Origin of the sequence: Sphingomonas sp. ERG5 (assembly GCF_000803065.1) — a bacterium.
Lineage (GTDB): Bacteria > Pseudomonadota > Alphaproteobacteria > Sphingomonadales > Sphingomonadaceae > Sphingomonas.
The window spans coordinates 1-19,866 of sequence record NZ_JSXI01000074.1 but is presented as its reverse complement, the minus strand read 5'-3'; the positions used below and the strand labels follow the sequence as shown (position 1 = coordinate 19,866).

18 protein-coding genes are annotated in these 19,866 nt (G+C 61.0%); 13 read left to right on the top strand and 5 right to left on the bottom strand.

Annotation, left to right across the window (positions count from 1 at the left end; all coding sequences use genetic code 11):
• The first annotated feature begins 38 nt into the window (after nucleotides 1–38).
• Both OO12_RS23340 and OO12_RS23335 read left to right on the top strand, forming a co-directional pair.
• The gene (locus OO12_RS23340; RefSeq protein WP_052216223.1) at nucleotides 39–608 is read left to right on the top strand and encodes a septal ring lytic transglycosylase RlpA family protein; all 570 of its coding nucleotides are present in this window, start codon (nucleotides 39–41) and stop codon (nucleotides 606–608) included.
• A 37-nt stretch (nucleotides 609–645) separates the two neighbouring features.
• Nucleotides 646–1,068, top strand: coding sequence for a VOC family protein (locus OO12_RS23335; RefSeq protein ID WP_235364985.1), 423 nt, complete (start codon nucleotides 646–648; stop codon nucleotides 1,066–1,068).
• Between the two features lie 246 nt (nucleotides 1,069–1,314).
• Here OO12_RS23335 and OO12_RS23330 read toward each other — a convergent pair whose 3' ends face one another.
• The gene (locus OO12_RS23330; RefSeq protein ID WP_052216222.1) at nucleotides 1,315–2,031 is read right to left on the bottom strand and encodes a L,D-transpeptidase family protein; all 717 of its coding nucleotides are present in this window, start codon (nucleotides 2,029–2,031) and stop codon (nucleotides 1,315–1,317) included.
• 151 nt (nucleotides 2,032–2,182) lie between these two features.
• Between OO12_RS23330 and OO12_RS23325 the strand changes: the two genes are divergently transcribed.
• Complete coding sequence (locus OO12_RS23325; protein ID WP_034161302.1) at nucleotides 2,183–2,491, top strand: hypothetical protein; 309 nt, start codon at nucleotides 2,183–2,185, stop codon at nucleotides 2,489–2,491.
• Between the two features lie 15 nt (nucleotides 2,492–2,506).
• Here the strand turns inward: OO12_RS23325 and OO12_RS23320 are convergent, their stop codons facing one another.
• On the bottom strand, nucleotides 2,507–3,769 hold the full coding sequence (locus tag OO12_RS23320; RefSeq protein ID WP_034161171.1) for an acetyl-CoA C-acyltransferase: 1,263 nt from the start codon (nucleotides 3,767–3,769) through the stop codon (nucleotides 2,507–2,509).
• Nucleotides 3,770–4,053: 284 nt separating this feature from the next.
• On the opposite strand from OO12_RS23320, the gene OO12_RS23315 reads away from it, so the two are divergent.
• From OO12_RS23315 to OO12_RS23305, 3 genes are all read left to right on the top strand, one after another.
• Nucleotides 4,054–4,746, top strand: coding sequence for a hypothetical protein (locus tag OO12_RS23315; RefSeq protein ID WP_200887551.1), 693 nt, complete (start codon nucleotides 4,054–4,056; stop codon nucleotides 4,744–4,746).
• Between the two features lie 604 nt (nucleotides 4,747–5,350).
• On the top strand, nucleotides 5,351–6,154 hold the full coding sequence (locus OO12_RS23310) for a phytanoyl-CoA dioxygenase family protein (RefSeq protein ID WP_034161169.1): 804 nt from the start codon (nucleotides 5,351–5,353) through the stop codon (nucleotides 6,152–6,154).
• 188 nt (nucleotides 6,155–6,342) lie between these two features.
• On the top strand, nucleotides 6,343–6,627 hold the full coding sequence (locus tag OO12_RS23305; protein WP_052216220.1) for a hypothetical protein: 285 nt from the start codon (nucleotides 6,343–6,345) through the stop codon (nucleotides 6,625–6,627).
• Nucleotides 6,628–6,695: 68 nt separating this feature from the next.
• Here OO12_RS23305 and OO12_RS23300 read toward each other — a convergent pair whose 3' ends face one another.
• Nucleotides 6,696–7,181: a cysteine hydrolase family protein gene (locus tag OO12_RS23300; RefSeq protein ID WP_034161168.1), complete on the bottom strand. Its 486-nt coding sequence runs from the start codon at nucleotides 7,179–7,181 to the stop codon at nucleotides 6,696–6,698.
• Nucleotides 7,182–7,435: 254 nt separating this feature from the next.
• Between OO12_RS23300 and OO12_RS23295 the strand changes: the two genes are divergently transcribed.
• From OO12_RS23295 to OO12_RS23275, 5 genes are all read left to right on the top strand, one after another.
• Nucleotides 7,436–7,849, top strand: a complete 414-nt coding sequence (locus OO12_RS23295) for a hypothetical protein (protein WP_152616622.1) — start codon at nucleotides 7,436–7,438, stop codon at nucleotides 7,847–7,849.
• Between the two features lie 66 nt (nucleotides 7,850–7,915).
• A complete protein-coding gene (locus tag OO12_RS23290) occupies nucleotides 7,916–8,449 on the top strand; it encodes a putative immunity protein (RefSeq protein ID WP_034161166.1) in 534 nt (177 codons plus the stop codon).
• A gap of 89 nt (nucleotides 8,450–8,538) precedes the next feature.
• Nucleotides 8,539–10,146 (top strand): hypothetical protein, encoded by a 1,608-nt coding sequence (locus tag OO12_RS23285; protein ID WP_034161165.1) that lies wholly within the window; start codon nucleotides 8,539–8,541, stop codon nucleotides 10,144–10,146.
• A 140-nt stretch (nucleotides 10,147–10,286) separates the two neighbouring features.
• Nucleotides 10,287–10,586: a hypothetical protein gene (locus OO12_RS28300; RefSeq protein ID WP_235364984.1), complete on the top strand. Its 300-nt coding sequence runs from the start codon at nucleotides 10,287–10,289 to the stop codon at nucleotides 10,584–10,586.
• Nucleotides 10,587–10,722: 136 nt separating this feature from the next.
• Nucleotides 10,723–11,169 (top strand): hypothetical protein, encoded by a 447-nt coding sequence (locus OO12_RS23275; RefSeq protein WP_152616620.1) that lies wholly within the window; start codon nucleotides 10,723–10,725, stop codon nucleotides 11,167–11,169.
• Nucleotides 11,170–11,240: 71 nt separating this feature from the next.
• On the opposite strand, the gene OO12_RS28295 is transcribed toward OO12_RS23275, so the two are convergent.
• A complete protein-coding gene (locus OO12_RS28295) occupies nucleotides 11,241–13,010 on the bottom strand; it encodes an RNA-directed DNA polymerase (RefSeq protein WP_152616619.1) in 1,770 nt (589 codons plus the stop codon).
• Nucleotides 13,011–13,091: 81 nt separating this feature from the next.
• The gene (locus tag OO12_RS23270) at nucleotides 13,092–15,392 is read right to left on the bottom strand and encodes an ATP-dependent helicase (protein WP_034161162.1); all 2,301 of its coding nucleotides are present in this window, start codon (nucleotides 15,390–15,392) and stop codon (nucleotides 13,092–13,094) included.
• Between the two features lie 101 nt (nucleotides 15,393–15,493).
• Between OO12_RS23270 and OO12_RS23265 the strand changes: the two genes are divergently transcribed.
• Nucleotides 15,494–15,892, top strand: a complete 399-nt coding sequence (locus tag OO12_RS23265) for a GFA family protein (RefSeq protein WP_034161300.1) — start codon at nucleotides 15,494–15,496, stop codon at nucleotides 15,890–15,892.
• Nucleotides 15,893–16,120: 228 nt separating this feature from the next.
• Nucleotides 16,121–18,994, top strand: a complete 2,874-nt coding sequence (locus OO12_RS23260; protein ID WP_034161161.1) for a TonB-dependent receptor domain-containing protein — start codon at nucleotides 16,121–16,123, stop codon at nucleotides 18,992–18,994.
• The last annotated feature ends 872 nt before the right edge of the window (nucleotides 18,995–19,866 follow it).

Genomic DNA, 19,866 nt, shown 5'->3' with positions numbered 1-19,866 from the left:
ACTTTATGCCTTCGTGCCCCGCCTCTAGGGTAGCGGGCATGCGGGGATTTCAGACGACGCGGATCGGGTGCGGGCTGGTGGTCGTTCTGCTGTTGTCGGCCTGCGGTGGCGGCAACTTCCGCCCGGTGAGCGACATGCCGGTCAAGATCGGACAGCCCTATCAGGTACGCGGTACGACTTATGTGCCCGCGGCGGATCCGCGTTATGACATGCTCGGTTATGCGAGCTGGTACGGATCGGAGTCGGGCAACCGCACCGCCAATGGCGAGCGTTTCCAGCCTGGCTGGGTGACTGCCGCGCACACGACCCTGCCGTTGCCCAGCTATGTCGAGGTGACCGCGCTCGACACCGGGCGGCGGATCATCGTGCGAGTCAATGATCGTGGGCCGTTCGTGCGCGGGCCACGCATCATCGACCTGTCACGCGGCGCCGCGGAATCGCTGGGGATGAAGGTCCAGGGGCAGGCGCCGGTGCGCGTGCGCCTGGTCGAGCCATCGGACAAGGATCGCGAACGCTTGCGCAAGGGTAAACCCGCGCGCGATTTGCCGCCGGTGCGGGAGCGCGAGTTGCAGAACTTGCGGGCGCAACTATCGCAGGCGGGGTTCTAGGGAGCGCCGGCACCGCAGCTGGGATCGGAGACCGAGGATGGCCGATATGGACGACTGGCGCATTGATCATACCGGCATCGGGGTGGCCGATATCGGACGCTCGGCGGCATTTTACGATGCGGCGCTCGGCGCGTTGGGGATCCGGCCGATCATTCGCATCACGACCATGGGTGAGCTGGCCGATGGCGACAGCGCCGAGATTGGCGGCGTTGGGTATGGCGCCACCTATCCGATCTTCTGGATCGACGTCTTTCACCCGCATGGCGTGAAGCAGCATATGGCCTTTCGAGCCTTGAGCCAGGACGAAGTGCACGCGTTCCACGCCGCCGCGATCGAGGCGGGTGGTCAGGACAATGGCGCGCCCGGGCTTCGTGCCGGCGGGTATCCGGCGGGCTATTATGCCGGCTTCGTCCTCGATCCGGACGGCAATAATATCGAGGCGGTATTTCGCGGGGAATGAAGCGGCATATTCGGTTCGCGAATTGACTTGCGTTTCGCTGTCGGGCCAGCGGTGCTTCACCCTGCCCAGTTCGTCATAGCCCGGTTCCCGTTCCACCCTTCCATCGTCGGCGAATTCGGCGACCGGGTGCTCCATTCCTCACCTCTTTCGAAGATCCGCAATATCTGACTCTCGCAGCCCCTTGAATCGAAGTGATGGCGATGCTCGTCCATTGCTCGCAACAAGTCGGATTGCCCGGAGCGGGGCTTAGGCAGCAGTGATCGCGTCGCCCAGGTTGAGCATTTCCCCGCGTGTGACGATGACCTTGTCGCCAAGCTTGACCACGCCGAACAGCTTCTTGGCGAAAGCGATCGGGATGCCGACACAGCCATGCGTGACATAGCCGTCGCCGACCTTGCTGCCATGGATCGAGATGCCGTCATTGGTCATGCGCAGCATGTACGGCATCGGCGCGTCATACAGGTTGGACACATGGTCGGCGTCCTTCTGCGTGATCGGGAAGATACCGAGTGGGGTCGGCGTTCCCTCATCGCCATAGATGATCACCGCAGTGCCGATCTCATAGCCGGCGCGGAACACCGACAGGGTCTGTGCCGCGAGGTCGATGGTGACGACCATCTGGCCATCCGACGGCGCGCCGCTCTCGTCCCAATAGGAATCGCCCTGGTGCATTGGGCCGGGCACCGACAGGATGCGCTTCACGACGAAGTGGGTGTCGATCGGCGCAGGGGCTGGCGCAGGGGCCGGCATCGACGCCTTGATGAGAGACGGTGCCTGCGACGGCGCCTGGACGGGCGAGGGTGGTATCGCGGCGATGGTCCGCGGCGCGGCATTGGTCGTTGGCGGCTGCGCGGCGATCAGTCCGAACCCGCCGACAAACAGCGCGGCGCCGAACAGCAAGGGCGCGATCAACTGGATGCCCAGGGCTTTGCGGCGCGCGGTCAGGGGGATTCGCCAGTTCATCCGCCACTCTGTCCTGCAAAGTGGCGCGCGTCGCTACCCCCTGATTTCGAACGTGCCGGGGCGGGACGACTTAACCTTGTGTTTACCATGTGTTGCGCGCATCCAATGCTTTGTGTCGACGCGGTTCGTCACGCTGGTTCAGGAGGATGTCATGGTCTTGATCAGAAGCTTTTCGAGAATGTCCGTCGCCCTGTTGTTCATGATCCCCATCGCGGCGCAGGCTGCGCTTCCGCCTTACTGGCAGCGGGCGCGGGAGATTGGTGCGATACTGGAAAGCCAGGACGTCGCGCGCGAGCTTCGAGACGCCCCGATCGACAGCGTCAAATATGTTGCCGACGACAGCTATCAGGCGAGCAGCGGCCGGTGTTCGGTCAATGTCCGCGTGGTCGGGAAGGCCCGGGACTTTCCCGGGCCTCGCCTGTTCGACCTGAAGGTCGGCAAGAGGCGTTGTACGCGATAGCCTGGTACAAGCCGTTCAGGGCCGACGCAGCAACGCGATCGTGCCGTGACCGCCATCGGCGCAGACGCTGACCACGGCGAACGACCCTGACGGCTTCGCCCACAATTCCTTCACGGCCTGGCTGAGATCGCGCGCGCCGGTCGCGGCGAAGGGATGGCCGATCGCAACCGACCCGCCATTGGGATTGACCCGGTCCCAGGGGAAAGGACCGAAATCGAAATCCACCCCGGCCCGGTCGCGCGTCCAGCCCGGCTTTTCGAGCGCGGCGACGTTCGCCAGCACTTGCGCGGCAAAGGCCTCATGGATTTCCCACAGCGCGATGTCGGCATATTTGAGCCCGTGGCGCGCCAGCAGGCGCGGAATGGCGAAGCTCGGCGCCATCAGCAGCCCGTCAACGCCATGATCCACAGCGGCAATCTCATGATCCACCAGCTCGGCATGGAAGCTTCCGGCCGGGAGCTTCGCCAGCCCCGCCTCGGTCGCCACCCAGCAGGCCGCGGCGCCATCGGTGATCGGTGAGCTGTTGCCTGCGCTGAGCGAGCCCTTGCCCGACTTGTCAAACGCCGCCGGCAGCGAGGCGAGTTTTTCCGCCGAAGTGTCGGCGCGTGGATTGGCGTCGCGGGCAAGCTCCGGCAATGCGATCACCAGATCGTCGAAAAAGCCGCTTTCCCAGCCGGCCACCGCGCGCTGATGGCTCTTCAATGCCCAATCATCCTGCGCGGCGCGGCCGATATTCCAGATCTGCGCGGTCTCCTCCATATGATCGCCCATCGTGCGCCCAGTGATGCGGTTGGCCCAGCCCTTGACCGGCAGAACGAGATCGTCGGGCGTGAGCGCCTGCAGCGCGGCAAGGGCTTCAGCGGGATTGGTCCGGAACAGCTTGACGATCCGCCTCGACGCATCGAGCTTCAACCCGATCGGCGGATTGCTCATCACCTCCGCGCCGCCGACCATGACGAGATCGGTGCCGCCACCGAGCAGGCCCGCCGCCGCGAACGCCGCGACCATGCTGGTCGAACAGGCCAGCACGGCGGAAAAGGCCGGTACGGTCGGGTCGAGCTTCGCATCGAGCCAGATCTCGCGGCCGATATTGCTCCAGCCGAGACTGGGGATCACCGTGCCCCAGATGAACAGGTCGGGCCGCGCCTGTTGCGCCATCGCCTGGACGAGCGGCACCGACAGGCTGATCGCATCATGATCGGCCAGCGCGCCGCCGCCGCGACCGAACGGCGTCCGCAAGCCCGAGGCGATGAAGGTCTTTTGAGCGAAACGCTGCATGCTGTGTCTCCCGGGGCTGGTTGCCGACGCTGTCACTGACGAAGAGATTGTGGGCCGCCGATGAAATGCAAGGCGTTGGTTTCGATGCAGTTGCGCGGCGGATTCCAGATGCTCGCAAGCCCCTTCCGCACCCCGGTCAGGACGGGCAATCGGGTCGAGTGGGGCGACGGATGAGCAAATTGTCCCCGATGGAGACCGGGCTGTGCTAGTTCGTTGGTTTCGATTGCCGAAAGCGTCCCGCACCCGGACGATTTCGGCCGCAGGAGTTCAACGTGCCGATCACCATGTCTATCCGCTACCCGATGCTTGCCTGCATGGCGGCGATGGCCGCCATCGCCCCGACCAGCGCCATGGCGACGACGCCGCGCGAATTGCTGACCATCGCTGCCTTCCAGGCCACCGACAAGGCCCGGGCGCTGGCGCTGATCGGCCAGGCGATCGCGGAATCGGACCGGATCCTGGCCAGCCAGGCCGGCGATCGCGAGGCCACGCTCCAACGCAGCATCGCCATCGGCTACCGCGCGAAGCTGACGCGCAACCGGGCGGATGCCGGTACCTCGCTGCGCATGTTCGAGGCGCTGGCGGCGCGCGACCCGCGCGATGCGGAGGCGCAAATGGTCATTGCCGGCTGGCATCTCGACGCGATCGACCAGCTCGGCGGTTTCATTGCCCGCACGGTATTGGGTGCGAAGACGCAGGCGGGTGAAGCGGCGCTTGCCCGCGCCACCGCGCTGGGCAGCCAGCGGGCATTTTTCCCTGGCCTTGCGGCAATGATGCAGATCCGGCTGAACACCGGCGATGTGGTCAAGGCGCGGCAATGGGCGGAGGCCGCCGCGCTGGCGCCGACCCCCACACCGCTCGATGCGCTGATGCAGCGTAACGCGATTGCCATCCTCCCGGCCTTGCGCGCCAATAACGGCAAGGCGGCCGCCGCACTGGCGCGCAAGCTGCTGCCGTTCGGGAGATTGGCGGGTTAGAGTCGGACCGGTCGATCGCGGCGGACGCCTGGCGATCGTCGAGTGATGACGGCGTGCGGCCGGGATCAAGCGGGGCGCGACCCTCTTTTTCGAATTCGCGCATCCCGAATTCCCGCAGCTGCGCGAATTGCTGCGGGAAAATGCTTTTTTGAGCGTTCTGCGGGAATCTGCGGGAAATTCTGCGGGAATTTTGTTGGAGCGGCACGGGAATTTTGCGGGCGTGCTGCGGGAATATCGGGAAATGGCGGGGGGAGTCATGGCGGATCGGTTCCGGTCTGCTTGAGTCAAATGGCCCGAAGGAGGGTTTTCACCCGCGATGTGCAACGGTGCGCCGGGAGCATGATGCCGCTGCGCGAATGTCTCTTGAATCGAGCTGGGCCTCTGACGACCGCGCGAGTGCCGGGCGTCGTACAATAATCTGCGGCATCACTTCATTCGGCGACCATGTGTCGCTAAGATCCAGGCCATGACGTTCATCATTTTCAACCGCGCGGCCGCGTTTTCGCTGATCTGAGCAGGCCGATTGCGGCTTGCTTCGTGCGGCGCGTGCGCGCTGCCGTTCCTTTGGGCCGATCCTTTGGTTTGATATGATTGCGAGACACTCATGGACCTCGATCCTGCGCGAGCGCTCAGCGCCGCCGACATAAATTCGTTCATCCGCGACGGCTTTGTTCGTCTCGACCAGGCCTTCACCCGACAGACCGCCGAACGGGCACGTGCCATTCTCTGGCAGGCGACGGGGTGCGATCCCGATGAGCCCGCCACCTGGACCCGCCCGGTCATCCGCCTCGATCAGTTCGGCCAGCAGCCGTTCCGCGAGGCCGCCAATACACCGGTGCTGCGCCGTGCGTTCGACCAGCTGGTCGGGTCGGGGCGCTGGATTCCGCGCGTCACGCTGGGGACGTTTCCGGTCCGCTTTCCTTCGCCCGATGCGCCGGGCGACACCGGCTGGCATGTCGATGTGAGCTTCGGGACCGATCATCCGGACTTCATGGAATGGCGCGCCAATGCGAGCAGCCGGGGCCGCGCATTGCTGATGCTGTTCCTGTTCTCCGATGTCGGCCCGGATGATGCACCGACCCGCATCCGTATCGGGTCGCACCGCGACATCGCCCGGCAGCTGGCACGGGCGGGGGAGGCGGGGCTGACCTTACGTGAACTGGCGGCCGATGGGTTCGCGACATCGGCGCACCGGCCGGAACTGCTGGCGACCGGGGAGGCCGGCACGGTCTATCTGTGCCATCCGTTCCTGGTGCATGCCGCTCAACCGCATCGTGGCAGCGTTCCGCGCTTCATGGCGCAGCCGCCGCTGCTGCCGCGCGAGCCGCTGTGCCTCGATCGGCCCGGTGGCGGGTATTCGCCGGTCGAGCAGGCGATCCGGGAGGCGATCGAAGCGCCGGGCGGATAGTCTTCCGTTTGCAATGGGCTGTCCGTTTGCCATCCTTTTTTGGGCGGGCGCTGGTCGTGTGGAGGCGAATCCCGCCGGCGCTGCGAAGCCAAGCTGCCAAAATAATGCCGCTGGCGGTCGGCACCAGAATCGTGAATCTGACCGACCCGATTATGAATATCTGGCCTTGCACAAAGTTATGAGCCGGGGTGAAGTGGGACATCATGGACGACCCCACAATTTCACTTACGCTCGACAAGGATCGGGCGATCGTGCTCTTCGACTTACTGGCGCGCTGGGAGGGAGAAAATAATGCGCCATTCCCGGCTGCCGATTGCTTTGAGAGCGGTGCCGAAGTGAGGGTCCTGGTCGATATGCTTCGCGATCTGGAGGCGATGCTCGTTGGGCCCTTCAGTCCCGATTATAGCGATCTGGTTGGGCGTGCGCGGGCTCATTTGGCGGATGGCTCTGAGGACATGTCGCTGCGGATCTAGCTCGATGCCCGCAAGCCAATCTTGGCCATGCCGCAACGGTCCCGTTTCAGTCAAAGACAGATGAGCGATCAGCCGTCGAGTTGAAGCTCATCGGCGCTGTGCAACACGCTGCCGAAATGGTGCCGCCAGAGATTGGCGCCGAGATCGGCCGAGCGGTCGAGCGACGATCCGACGCTCAGCCATTTGAGCAGGGTGGGCTGCAACCCCGCATCGAACAGCATGAAGCCGGCGGCGAGGCAGCATGTGTCGGCCTGCACGCCGCACACCAGCACCCGGTCGACCCCAAGTGATTTGAGATGATCGATCGCTTCGGGCGGCGGCAGATAGCCATGCTTGATGAACACCCGGTCGGCCGGGACCAGGCTGTCGTCATCGGGGCCGGGCTTCCAGCCGAGTTGCCGTTCGAACGGGGTTATTCCCTCGTCATGACGTTCGACGGTCGCGATGGTGTAGAGCCTTTGGCTCAGCGCGGTGATGTCGCTGATCATGCCCTCTGGCACCGCGAAGCTCGGCTGTACGTCGACGACCAGCAGGGCCTGTTTCCGGAAGATCATATACCGCACCGCACCACATCAGAGTTGGCCCGGGCGCTTAGCAGGCTGCGTTCCGAAACACAGTATCTCGACATGCGAACGAGACGGCAAGCTTCAAGGGAATCGCCGTTTTGTTGACGGGGGCCGGTGAACGCAGGGCCGTGCCGACATACAGAAATATCGCGCTCACTCCGGCGCGACGATCGTCCGAGTATTGGCGCGCTGCCGCGTTCTGATTATCCCGTCATCGGACGGAAAAGGGGGGCGGATTTGAAATGAGCGACCGGGATTTTTCTCGAACGATGGGCGGCCTTCCCGATGAAGGCCTGATTAGGATTGCCTATGCTCAGCAAGACGATGGTTATCTTCCCGAAGCCATATCGGCCGCCAAGGCCGAGCTCGATCGAAGAAATGTCTCAAGTGATGAAATAACTCAGACGATGGATGTCGTTGAGATTGAGAGAATGTCCGAGAACGACAGGGACAAAATGCCATTGAGCAATGGCCAATGGCTTTGCTTTGTTATTTTTGGTCCGTTGACCGTTACCATGTTTGTTACGCCGGTGTTTTTGTTCCGAGGCGAAACTCGGAAATTCAAAGAAGCCTGGTTGGCCATTTTTACGGGGTATATTGCTTGGGCGATGCTCGTCGCGATCATTGCTTTGGTCGCGATCGGAATCTTTGGGTGAGAGCGGAGTATGCGCGGATTTTGACCCAATGAACGTTTCCTGTTCGAGGAGGGCGCAATTCAGGCAATGGACCCCGATACCGACGCGCCATTGCTGACCATCGAAGATCTGCGCCCGATCGCGCGCTGGGCGGCCGATTGCGCCGAACGCGCGTTGCCGATCTTCACGGCGAAAGCACCGGACGACACCCGCCCGTGCGATGCCATCTCGGCGAGCCGGGCCTTTGCCGATAGCGGGATACGCACCGCGGCGCTGCGCACGATCGCCTGGGCGGCGCATGCCGCCGCGCGAGACGTCGGTGACCCGGCTGCGGCAGCTGCTGCGCGGGCGGCCTCCGCCGCCGCTGCGGCTGCCTACACTCATCCGATCGCGACCCGGCATCAGTTGAACCATATCCTTGGCCCGGCGGCTTATGCCGCGCACGCCATCGCACTCCGGGCGGGCGACACCACCGGCCCGGGGGAAGCGGAAATTCGCCGGGCGATCGCGCAGTCTCCGCCGGAAGTCCGGCAAATCGTGCAACGGATGCCGGGGCGTGCGCCAGGCAAGGGCCAATTGGGTGGGCTGTTCCTTCAGCTGGAGATGGGCTTGCGCCGCTGATCGGGCACTGGCGCCGTTGCGCTCATACCGGCGGCGCGCTTGACTTTGGCCGTCCGGTCAAATCTCTTTGCGGCAACGGGGGACGATCGATGAACAGATATTGGGGCAGCGCTGTCCTTGCGACGGCGATTTCCGTGACCGGGGGCATGGCGGAGGCGAAAGAGCCAGCCAAACCTGCCAGCCCCTGGGCGGGCTGCGGTGAAAACCAGGTCTCCGGAACGACCAAGTTCATGATGGGCCCGACCGCGGCCCGCGCGCTGACGCCCAGGACGGTGCCGTCGGTCGGCATCGAACGCTGCACCGCGGCGCTCGATGCGCTGGATCCGCAGGCCGGTTGGGAGCGGCGGGCGGCGCTGCTGCGGTCACGCGCCAAATTCCGGGTTGCGGCCAAGCAGCATCGTGAGGCGCTGGCCGATCTCGATGCGATTGCCGCGATCGAGCGCCCCGATACAGCCTATACGCGCAGCTTCGGCGTTTCCCTGCACATGCTCCGGGCGATCGCCTATCTCGAGGCGGGGCGGCGCGATGATGCGGCCGACGAGGCGGTTCGCGCAATGCAGGCGCGACCGTGGAACGCCAGGATTGCGGGGCTCGCCTTCTCCCTGTCCGGCTTGCGAACGACAATTCCGCCGCGGGAAAAGGCGCGCTGGGACAATCTCGTTCGGCTGGACGGCGACTATATCGAACGGCGCGCCGTCGCGCTGGCGCGGGCGGGCGAATGGACCGAGGCGCTGACCGACTGGCAGAATGCCCCGCTGGTTCCCGGCGGTATCGGCCAGACCTTCATCAACCTGCCCAATGTGCGGGTGATCGGCATGCCCGGCATCGCGGTGACCGGAGTGAATGCCGGGCGCACGGCGCAGGCGGTGATCACCGCCGCTATGGCCGGGCGGTCAGACCTTGCCGAGCTGTGGCTGGCGGAGGCGCGCAAGAACATTGCCGCGCCACGCGAGCCGACCGCGATGGAGCGCAGTTTCAAGATCAACGACAGCTCGACCGAGCAGCGCGCCGCGCTCGACACATGGTCGCCGCTGATCGAGGCCGCGGTCCTGCTCGGCAAGGGCGATGCGGAGGGCGCCGCGACACGGCTGGAGGGCATGAAGGCAATGCCGGTGGGCCAGATCACCCTCGCGCTGATCCATGCCGCGACCGCCAGGCTGCCGGCGGACAGCCGTCCCGGCCTCAGGGTGGTGCTGGCGCAGATGGAGGAAGACTATCGGCTGAATGGCAATGAGCGCTTTGCCGCCGGATTCGATCCGGCGCCGCTGATGGATGGGATGCCCGATCATGAAGAGGTCATGCTTGCCAATCCTTACCGCTCGGCCGTCAAATTCCTGCGCGCGAACGGTTTTTCGGTGAAGCTGGCAAAGGACGGAAAGAGCGCGGTGGTCAGCTTTTTCGGCAACAAGTCGCACCCCTTCGCGCTGGGCGAAATGGCGTTGTTGCGGGCCGCCGACCTCACCGTGGAACAGGGCAAGCCCGCTTTTCGGGTGACCAACAATGACGAATATACCCAGACGTCGACGATGACCCTGAACGGCACCGCCATCGGACCTTCGACCGTGTCGGGGCATAGCGTCAATCTGACCGTCGCATTCGTCGATGCCGGGGCGTCGGAGCGGCCGGAGGGCATCATCCAGGCGAGCGAGGTGCAGGCGGCGCTGGCGCCGATTTATGTGAAGGCTGAGGTGAAATAGCCCGGCGCGCGCATATGCTTTGCGTAAGCCGGGGGCAACTCGCGATTGATTTGAACAGGATGAAAAGCGGTTATGGTGAGCAAGAAGTCCTTAGCTTGTGTCGCGGCTCTCGTCGTTTGTACGGTCGTTATCCTCGACATATGGGTGCTGGACGAGGATCAGTCATGGCCTGCCTATGTCTGGTTCCGCTCATAGTGCTTGCTGGCTGGGCAGCCTGGACGTTTCGCGATCCGCCTGACCCTCGGGCAAAGGCGTTCGATTTCAACCCGAGGCGTGGATTGTTCTATTTCCTGTCGGGTTTTGTCATCTTCCCGATAACCGCCATCATCAACGCCGTATTCGGCGCGGAATTGTCACTCAGTTCGATGCTGATCTTCACAGTCGCCGGATCGGTGTTCGCTGGCATTGTCGGGGTTTTTACCGAGCATGTTGGTATTTAGAGGCGTATCGTACTCGATGCGGGCTTGCGTGGCTGAGCAAAGGTCTTTGCGGCCATGGTCAATGGCCACCAAAACTGCTGCATAAATCCTCTGAAAATTCATGCCGGAGAAAAACTCTCTCTGCTATGAGGGAGGCATGTTCTGGACCGTGTTCTTTGTGTTGCTACTGTTCTATGCGGTTTGCTTTGCGCTATTGGCTTTTTTGCCAGACTGGTGGTGGTTACTGCCTTTCTCGATTGTCGCGCTGATATTCTGTTTCCTGTCGTTTCGCGATGCCGCCAGCTCCGATGGACCGGGCTCCATGTTGGCAACCCCGACGGCCATCGTGATCTCAGGCGGTTTTGCTTTGGGCTTCGTTGCGCGCGCCATCATTCTCGGCGCACGGATCGAGCGCAAGATTCTGCAGGCATTGGTTCTGTTCGTGGTTTTCATCACCGGTCCGGCACTGGCCTATGGCGCGCTGGCGCTGGAGGAGTCGCGAAACAAGGCGAAAGAGGCGCGTTGGGCACGCCCCTCTGCTGCGTGTCTCTCGCGCACGGTCAGATGCGGGCACCGAACGGTCGTGGGGAAGCTCATAAGTTAAGGAGTTAAGTAAGCTGTCACCGAAATGGGTGTCACCGTAATGGGGTGAGTGCATTTTGGAGTCTTTCAGAGCTATACTAAGATATCTTCGTCATCGTAGTCATCGTCGTCAAAATCGAAATTACCACCCCATGGAAATATGATATCACCTTCGCTATAGTCTGAGCCAAGTTTTTCGTAGAACGAATCGTTAGAGTACTCTGATCGTTTAATAAATATTAGGCCCGGTAAAACTCCGGATTTACGGCCCTTGAGGGCGGCGAGGAGTTTTGGGCGTATGCCGGGTAAATCGAGAGGCTTGTTCCTAGCTAAGGTATCAAAGAAAGAGACATTTCTGTTTTTTAGAGCAGTAAAATAAGGGTTTGACCCAACTGCAGTAGAAGCATCACGAATACGCCAAGATGCCCTGATGCCTGCCTCATAAGTGAGCAGCCAATTCTCTCCATGAAGTGACTCGGTATCCAATGAATTCAGCCAGCTAGAAGTCAGGGTACGGCCTGATAGTAAACCACGCGTTCTAAGTAGTAAAATCAGGCATCCGCAAACTGAATTCTCTACAGCAGATGCCATGGCAGTGGCCTCATCATTAAGCTTGATGTTCAAGCTCCGCGCCAGCCACAAGGTCCAGGCTACCTCAAAATGATGGTTGTACGGAGCATGATCTGTAATCATTATTTCGATAAATTTATTAATTCTATCGTCGATCTGATAACCAATCGCCGCATAAGTGCATATAATTTTAACTATAACGTCCAAGCAGTTTGGACTTTGTCGGCCAATTCTGAAAAGAAATGACTGATATATATCCCAATTATCCTTCTCAATTAATGATCTAGCCGACATTTTTACAGCGAATGAAAGAATACTCTCACTGGAATGATTCAGCGATAAACCAAGCGCATACGTGAAGAAGTGTATGATAGAGCGTCTTTGTTTTCGCCCTGATCGAGATATTCTGTTTTCAGATACATCGTTGGGCCAGGATTCCTCCAAATGCGTAAGGGCGGAAAATATCGATGTTTTATCCGCATTCAATTGAAGGTCAAAATATAAGACTGAAGCTCTTAGGGCAGCTAGAGCCGCTTCTGCATCTCCATGTGAAGAAAAGCATAAAAAGAAATCATCAACGTATCTGTATCCATCGATTATCTTGTCGTGAATTGAGGGAGGAAGGTGACTCTCGACGGCCGATAATATTATTTCGGAGATGATTCTAGATGTATCTGGCCCAACGGGTATGCCCATCGTTTGGCCATCTTGGCATGAGCGAACTAGCTCATCAATTCTGTTGCCGAACACATTCGGGTCTGACGAATTTCGATTTAACTTGGCAACTGATTTACCGTGTAGTGCCCATGGAATCGAATGCGTATAAATCGAGTGATAGAAGCTGAGGACATCGGTTTGTAGTACCGCTCGGCTAGTAGTGAGCATCAAAGTTCGCTTATCGCTCAAATCTGATAGTGGCGGTAGAACTACAGATCGACCGTCTGCGGTATTAATATTGACATTCGTAATGCTGATTTTTGATGAGCTGCATAACTCATCGATTTTTGTCCAATTTTCTGCAATGAAGTCCGACAAGTAGTATTGGTTTAAGGGGTTGGGAATGCTAAGCATTCTGCGAGCATGCCCTTTTCTTGCAACATCGAAGCGAGTTGGTTTTGATAATTTTGGATGAAACTTGCGTTCCTTGGTAGGTAGGGCTGCAACGATCGCAGCCCAATCTAATGCCATTTGTCCGATTTTCTGGGACATCAAAACGGTGGAAAAGGGAGGGGGTAGTTCTTTTGGAAAGTAGCCGCTCGATATCAGCTTTTCGGTTATAACGTTAACCGGCATACCCTTCTCCAAACAATACTTTTCGAGTCGTTCTACTAATCAGTGAGGGCTTTATTGCTTGTTATAAGAGCAGGCGACAACTCACCCCACCGTAACAAAACTATCCATCACCCGCTTCCGCCCGGCCGCCTCGAAATCGATCTCCAGCTTGTTCCCTTCGATTTCCGCGATTTCGCCGTAACCGAACTTCTGGTGGAATACCCGCATTCCTACAGCCACATCGGATCGACCTTTATTCCCGATGCTCACCGCGCTCGCACGGCTCTCCACCACCCGCGACGGTTCGCGGGTGAAGGTGCGGCTGGTGAAGCTGCCGCCCGGATTCACGCCCGCCGCGCGCTGCCAGCCCGGGCCTCTCCCGGTACCGCGCGCGACATCGGCGAAGGGATCGGCGCGTTCGGACCAGTTGGCGCGCCACAGGCTTTCGCCGCCGGACATGCTGCTTTCGCTCTCGGTGTGGGCGTCGGGCAGTTCGGCGACGAAGCGCGATGGGATGCTGCTGGTCCATTGGCCATAGATGCGGCGATTGGCGGCGTGGATGATCACCGCGCGGCGCCGTGCGCGGGTGATCGCGACATAGGCGAGGCGGCGTTCCTCCTCCAGGCTGGCGAGGCCGCCTTCATCGAGTGAGCGCTGCGAGGGGAACAGCCCTTCTTCCCAGCCGACCAGGAAGACGGTGTCATATTCCAGGCCCTTGGCGGCGTGGATCGTCATGATCGTCACCTTGGCCTCTTCCGCCGCAGCCTCGTTATCCATCACCAGGCTGACATGTTCGAGGAACGCGGTCAGGCTGTCATATTCCTCCATCGCGCGGACCAGTTCGGTGAGGTTTTCGAGCCGGCCGGCGGCCTCGGCGGATTTTTCCGCCTGCCACATCGCGGTATAGCCGCTTTCGTCGAGGATCTGGCGCGCCAGTTCGGGGTGCGGCGTGTCATTGGCGAGGGCACGCCAGCGCGCCATGTCGCCGACCAGATTGGCAAAGGCGCGGCGCGCCTGCGGGGTCAGCTCGTCGGTGTCGAGGATGCGCGCCGCGGCGGTGGCGAGCGGGATATTCTCGGCGCGGGCAAGCTGGTGCACTTTCTGCACCGCCTTGTCGCCAAGCCCGCGCTTGGGCACGTTGACGATGCGTTCAAAGGCGAGGTCGTCGGCCGGCTGCGCGACGACGCGCAGATAGGCGAGCGCATCGCGGATCTCGGCGCGTTCGTAGAAGCGGAAACCGCCGACTATGCGGTAGGGCATGCCGATCGAGATGAAGCGGTCCTCGAACTCGCGCGTCTGGTGCTGCGCGCGGACCAGGATGGCGATGTCGTCGATGCTCTTGCCCGCGCGCTGGCAGCTTTCGATTTCTTCGCCGACGCGGCGTGCCTCTTCGGGGCCGTCCCATACACCGATCACCTTGACCTTCTCGCCGTCGGGCTCGTCGGTCCACAAGGTCTTGCCGAGGCGGCCGCTATTATTGGCGATCACGCCACTTGCGGCGGCGAGGATGTGCGGGGTGGAGCGGTAATTCTGTTCCAGCCGGATGATCGCCGCGCCGGGAAAGTCCTTCTCGAACTTCAGGATATTCTCCACCTGCGCGCCGCGCCACGAATAGATCGACTGGTCGTCATCGCCGACGCAGCAGATATTCTTGCGCTCCTGCGCGAGCAGGCGGAGCCAGAGATACTGGACGCTGTTGGTGTCCTGATACTCGTCGACCATGATATATTTGAAGCGGCGCTGATAGTCGGCCAGCACCTCGCGGTCGCGCTTCAATATGACCAGCATGTGCAGCAGCAGGTCGCCGAAATCGCACGCGTTGAGCGCGATGAGCCGCGCCTGATAGGCGGCATAGAGTTCCTTGCCGCGGCCATTGGCGTAGAGCTCGCTTTCGCCGGCATCGAGGTCGGCGGGCGTGAGGCCCTTGTTCTTCCAGCCGTCGATCAGCCCGCCCAGCGCGCGCGCGGGCCAGCGTTTCTCATCAAGATCGGCGGCGGTGATCAATTGCTTGAGCAGGCGCAGCTGATCGTCGGTGTCGAGGATGGTGAAATTGGAGTGCAGCCCGACCAGTTCGGCATGGCGGCGCAGCATCTTCGCGCCGATCGCGTGGAACGTGCCGAGCCACGGCATGCCCTCGACCACATCGCCGACCAGCCGCCCGACGCGGTGGCGCATCTCGCGCGCCGCCTTGTTGGTGAAAGTGACGCTGAGGATCTCGCTTGGCCAGGCGCGCTTGGTGAAGAGCAGATGCGCGAGCCGTGCGGTGAGCGCGGCGGTCTTGCCGGTGCCCGCGCCGGCGAGGACGAGGACCGGGCCTTCGGTGGTCAGCACGGCTTCTCGCTGCGGCGCGTTGAGGCCCGAGAGATAGGGCGGATCAGACGGGGAGGGCGCGGGAAGACTCATCGGTGAACAGTTAGGGAACGGCGCGCCCCGGGGCAAGCGCGAAGGGGTTGCGCGGGGGCGGCGATTGTGGAACAAAACGGGAAACAACAAAGGAATCGATGATGCCGACGGGACGATGCCATTGCGGGGCGGTGACATATGCGACCGAGGGTGAGCCGGTCTATCATGGGCTGTGCCATTGCGACGATTGTCGTCGTGCGGCTGGTGCGCCGATGGTTGGATGGATGGCGTTCCCGGCTGGGCAAGTGACGATCACGGGGGAGACCGTGACCTATGCTTCGTCGGAACATGGTCGGCGGCAATTCTGCGGCACATGTGGAACGGGGCTGTTCTATACCAATGCCGAAGGGCTGCCGGGGATCATAGATGTGCAATCGTCGACGCTCGACGATGCGGCGAACCATCCGCCAGCGGTGCATGTACAGGTGGCGGAAAAGCTTGGCTGGATGGACGGGATTGCTGATTTGCCGAAGTTCGAGCGCTATCCGGAGCCGGCATGACATCGATATCAGATATAATATCACAGATAACCCGGCGCTGTCGCCAATTGTCCTATCATTGTGCGTAAAGTCATTTCGAGGCGACAAACTTAACGTTGCTGCATTGTTACAATATTGCCACGATCTTTAACAATCGTGCGCCCGAACCGGACCCAATCTCTATTACGATTGCACCCCGGCCACGCCGCGATAGGTTCTCCAAATTCGAAATATCGAAAAGGGGTTCCTATGCAGCTCAAGTCGATTTTGCGGTGCGGCACGCTGATGCCGCTGATGTTGGTGCTCGATATGGGCGTCGCCCATGCCCAGGCCATCACACCAAGTTCCGAACAACCCGACGCGGCGCAGCCGAGCGTCGGCGAGGATATCGTCGTGACCGGGTCGCGCATCCGCCGCGATCCGCTCGACCAGGATACGCCGACCGTCGTCCTCGACCAGAGCGCGCTGGCGCAGACCGGGCTGACCTCGGTCGCCGACATCCTGCAGCGGCTGCCCAGTGCCGGCGGCGGACTGAACAGCAAAGTCAACAATAGCGGCAATATCGGCAACCCGCCCGATGGCGGCGGCGTCGGCGCCGGGTCGTCGGAAATCGACCTGCGCTATCTTGGGGCGAAGCGCACCCTCGTGCTGGTCGATGGGCTGCGCTATGTCGCCGGCTCCTCGGGCAGCGGCATTCCCTCGACGGTCGACATCAACACCATCCCGGCGAGCCAGATCGAGCGGATCGAAGTGCTGCAATCGGGCGCCTCGCCGCTCTATGGGTCGGACGCGATCGCCGGTGTGGTCAACATCATCACCAAGTCGCAGCAACGCGGCCTGCAGGTCTCGGCGCAGATCGGCAGCTACCGCCAGGGCGACGGCCATACCCAGGACTATAATGCCAGCTATGGCATCAAGGGGCCGACCACCTCGATCGTATTCGGCGCCAGCTATGTGAAGACCGAAGCGGTGCGGGCGGGCGACCGCAAAATCTCGCTGTTCCCCAATCCGGGCCAGACCAGCTGCACCGATCCGGTCGGCGGGTGCAGCAGCGGCGCGGTCAATGGCCGTTTCCTGGGCTTTTTCGGTAATCTCGCGCTGACACATGCGCCGATCAACGGCCGTCCGCGCTATGATCCGGTCAATCCCGCGAACAGCGATTTCCGCGCCTTCACCGCCGCCGACCGTTTCAACTTCGCGCCGTTCAACTACATCCTGACGCCGTCGGATCGCTATGGCGGGTTCATCAGCGCCAAGCAGGAGCTGACCTCCAGCATCAACCTGCGCGTCAAGGCAGTGTATCAGCGGCGCAATTCGCAGAACCAGGCGGCGTTCCTGCCGCTGTTCGTCGGCCCCGATGGCGGCAACGGCAATCTGCTCGACACGATTTCGATCGATGCGACCAACCCGTACAATCCCTTTGGCGTGACCTTGTCGGCGGGTGGCCCGGGTAACCCACCGGCGAACTATTCGTTCGTCGCGCGCCGCCTGGTCGAGGCCGGGCAGCGCACCTACACGCAGAAGGTCGACACCATGTCGCTGACCGGAACGCTCGACGGATCGTTCGATGTCGGCGGGCATAAATGGTATTGGGACGTCAATGCGGTGCTCGGCCTGAACGATGCGCACCAATTGTTCACCGGCAACGTCAATTCCGCGAACCTGGCGCGCGCGCTGGGGCCGGTGGCGAATTGCACCGGACCGTGCGTGCCGTTCAACATCTTCGGCGGGGCCGGGTCAGTCACACCGGCGATGCTGGCTTATGTCGGGTTCGACGAGCGCGACAAGAGCAGCCAGTTGCTCAACGACTACACCGCCAACCTCAGCGGTGAATTGTTCGACTTGCCGGCGGGGCCGGTCGGCTTCGCGATCGGTTATGAGCATCGCTACCAGAAGGCCGATTTCATTCCCGATCCGGTGATCGTCGCCGGGCTGGGATCGGACATCCCGTCCGATCCGGCGCGTGGCAGCTATAATGCGGACGAAATCTTCGCCGAAGTGCGCGTACCCTTGCTCAAGGACAAGCCCTTCTTCCATTCGCTCGAGATCGATGGCGCGGTGCGCCATTCGAACTATTCGATCAGCGGCAGCAACACGAGCTATACCGGCAGCGTGGCATGGAAACCGATGGAGGATTTCCTGCTCCGTGGTTCCTATGCGACGGGCTTCCGCGCACCGGGGCTGGGTGAATTGTTCGGTGGGCGGACGCGGTTCGACCAGCCGACCACTGATCCGTGCTCCAATATTCCGGGATCGCCCTATGCGGGGTCGGCGACGGTACGGGCCAATTGCGCCGCCAATGGCGTGCCGACCGACGGCAGCTATGCCGAACCGCCGGGGCAGTTGCCGGTCATCACCAGCGGCAATGTCAATCTGAAGCCCGAAAAGTCGCGCTCGATGCTGTTCGGTGCAGTGTACAGTCCGCGTTGGGCGCGTAATTCGGGCGGCAATCTGTCGCTGGAGGCGAACTATTACGACATCCGGGTCAGCAACGCGATCTCCGCGATCGACGCCAATATCACGCTCAACAATTGTGCGTTGAGCGGCAACGCGGCGAGCTGTGCGCTGGTGAAGCGTACGGCCAATGGGTTCGTATCGCAGATCAATGGCGTGCTGCAGAATATCGACACGATCCGTACCCGCGGCATCGATCTGGCGATCAACTATCGCACGCCGCCGACCGGCTTCGGCACGTTCGGCCTGTCGGCAAATGGCAGCTATATGCTGGAATATAAGCTGATCGCGTCGAACGGCTTCCTGACCATCGACCGCCGCGGCACCGAGCGTGGCAGCCCTGATCAGGCCTATCCGAAGATCAAGGGCAATGCGACGATCGACTGGTCGCTGTCGGACTTCAACGTGTCCTTCACCGGCCGTTATGTCGATGGCGTGATCGAAAGCCAGAACGCCAATCCGCTGGCCAGCCGTTTCTATGGCGATGTCCAGTTGAGCTATGCGCCGTCCTGGATCCTCGATGGCAAGGTGTCGCTCACCGCGGGCGTCAACAATGTCTTCAACCAGGACCCGCCGGGATGCATCAGCTGCGGCCTGAACAATTTCGACCCGACGACCTATGATGTGCCGGGTCAGTTCGGCTATCTGCGGCTGTCCTACAAGATGTAACGGCGACGCGTTCGTTCATACCCGCCGTGCTTGGATGTAAGGCGCGGCGGGAAGACGTGGCTCTATTCTCTTCTGTTATTTCTCGATATTTTTCGCTGCCGTGAGTTGGATTTGAGGCGCGAGTTTTCTACTTTTCTCAATTTATCAGCAGCAATTGTCGCTCCTATCGATGACGGCGGTTTAACCGTGGAATAACAAGAAGTGTTGTGATCGAAACAGAGGCGATGGATCATCCCGAATGCGGTGGGTCCCGCCGGAGGTGGGGGAGGTGGAGGTGGAGGTGGTCAACCTGCTCCTGGCCTGCGGGCTCAGCCGCAGCGTGACTGCACAGAGTCTCGGAAAGCTGCGGAAGATGCCGCTAAGAAGGCGGAGCAGGTTGCTGGTTTGTCCGCTAAAGTTGCGGGCGGTGCAGCCGCGACAGGGCTGGTAGCGGTTGCACTAACCCGAAGGTTTCCAGCAATAGCTCCAATTACGGTTCGAGCCGTTGCTCCGCTGGCTCAGATTGCTGCGGGGAGCTCTGCAATAGCTGGGCTCGTCTCAGGTGCAGGAATACTGTTCAGAGTTCTTTTTGGCGACCCTGTGGGTGCCGCAGTTTCTCGTCAGGTTAGCAATTTAACAAAGAGTGCGGCGGGACCGTTGTCGAGGATTAATCAGCTTTCATAGGATATTGGGCTTGGCGATATCGGGGGGATTTGGCGGCAGATGCTTTAAATGGGCTATCAAAAGACCTTTGTCGAATGGATCATGCGTAAGGTAGATTCGATGACAAATGATGGTAAATATAGCGATGCTTTGGTTTTGATTTTAGGATTTATTCTATTAATATTTTTTTTACGGCGAATTATATTTCTCGTTAATGTTAAATATAGTTC

What these genes read in the sequence shown, in the direction of transcription:
- OO12_RS23290 (WP_034161166.1), top strand. Translation starts at nt 7,916, where the DNA reads ATGGACCCCGATACCGACGCGCCATTGCTGACCATCGAAGATCTGCGC.
- OO12_RS23260 (WP_034161161.1), top strand. Translation starts at nt 16,121, where the DNA reads ATGCAGCTCAAGTCGATTTTGCGGTGCGGCACGCTGATGCCGCTGATG.
- OO12_RS23335 (WP_235364985.1), top strand. Translation starts at nt 646, where the DNA reads ATGGCCGATATGGACGACTGGCGCATTGATCATACCGGCATCGGGGTG.
- OO12_RS23295 (WP_152616622.1), top strand. Translation starts at nt 7,436, where the DNA reads ATGAGCGACCGGGATTTTTCTCGAACGATGGGCGGCCTTCCCGATGAA.
- OO12_RS23300 (WP_034161168.1), bottom strand. Translation starts at nt 7,181, where the DNA reads ATGATCTTCCGGAAACAGGCCCTGCTGGTCGTCGACGTACAGCCGAGC.
- OO12_RS23285 (WP_034161165.1), top strand. Translation starts at nt 8,539, where the DNA reads ATGAACAGATATTGGGGCAGCGCTGTCCTTGCGACGGCGATTTCCGTG.
- OO12_RS23265 (WP_034161300.1), top strand. Translation starts at nt 15,494, where the DNA reads ATGCCGACGGGACGATGCCATTGCGGGGCGGTGACATATGCGACCGAG.
- OO12_RS23270 (WP_034161162.1), bottom strand. Translation starts at nt 15,392, where the DNA reads ATGAGTCTTCCCGCGCCCTCCCCGTCTGATCCGCCCTATCTCTCGGGC.
- OO12_RS23310 (WP_034161169.1), top strand. Translation starts at nt 5,351, where the DNA reads ATGGACCTCGATCCTGCGCGAGCGCTCAGCGCCGCCGACATAAATTCG.
- OO12_RS23315 (WP_200887551.1), top strand. Translation starts at nt 4,054, where the DNA reads ATGTCTATCCGCTACCCGATGCTTGCCTGCATGGCGGCGATGGCCGCC.
- OO12_RS28295 (WP_152616619.1), bottom strand. Translation starts at nt 13,010, where the DNA reads ATGCCGGTTAACGTTATAACCGAAAAGCTGATATCGAGCGGCTACTTT.
- OO12_RS23325 (WP_034161302.1), top strand. Translation starts at nt 2,183, where the DNA reads ATGGTCTTGATCAGAAGCTTTTCGAGAATGTCCGTCGCCCTGTTGTTC.
- OO12_RS28300 (WP_235364984.1), top strand. Translation starts at nt 10,287, where the DNA reads ATGGGTGCTGGACGAGGATCAGTCATGGCCTGCCTATGTCTGGTTCCG.
- OO12_RS23275 (WP_152616620.1), top strand. Translation starts at nt 10,723, where the DNA reads ATGTTCTGGACCGTGTTCTTTGTGTTGCTACTGTTCTATGCGGTTTGC.
- OO12_RS23330 (WP_052216222.1), bottom strand. Translation starts at nt 2,031, where the DNA reads ATGAACTGGCGAATCCCCCTGACCGCGCGCCGCAAAGCCCTGGGCATC.
- OO12_RS23340 (WP_052216223.1), top strand. Translation starts at nt 39, where the DNA reads ATGCGGGGATTTCAGACGACGCGGATCGGGTGCGGGCTGGTGGTCGTT.
- OO12_RS23320 (WP_034161171.1), bottom strand. Translation starts at nt 3,769, where the DNA reads ATGCAGCGTTTCGCTCAAAAGACCTTCATCGCCTCGGGCTTGCGGACG.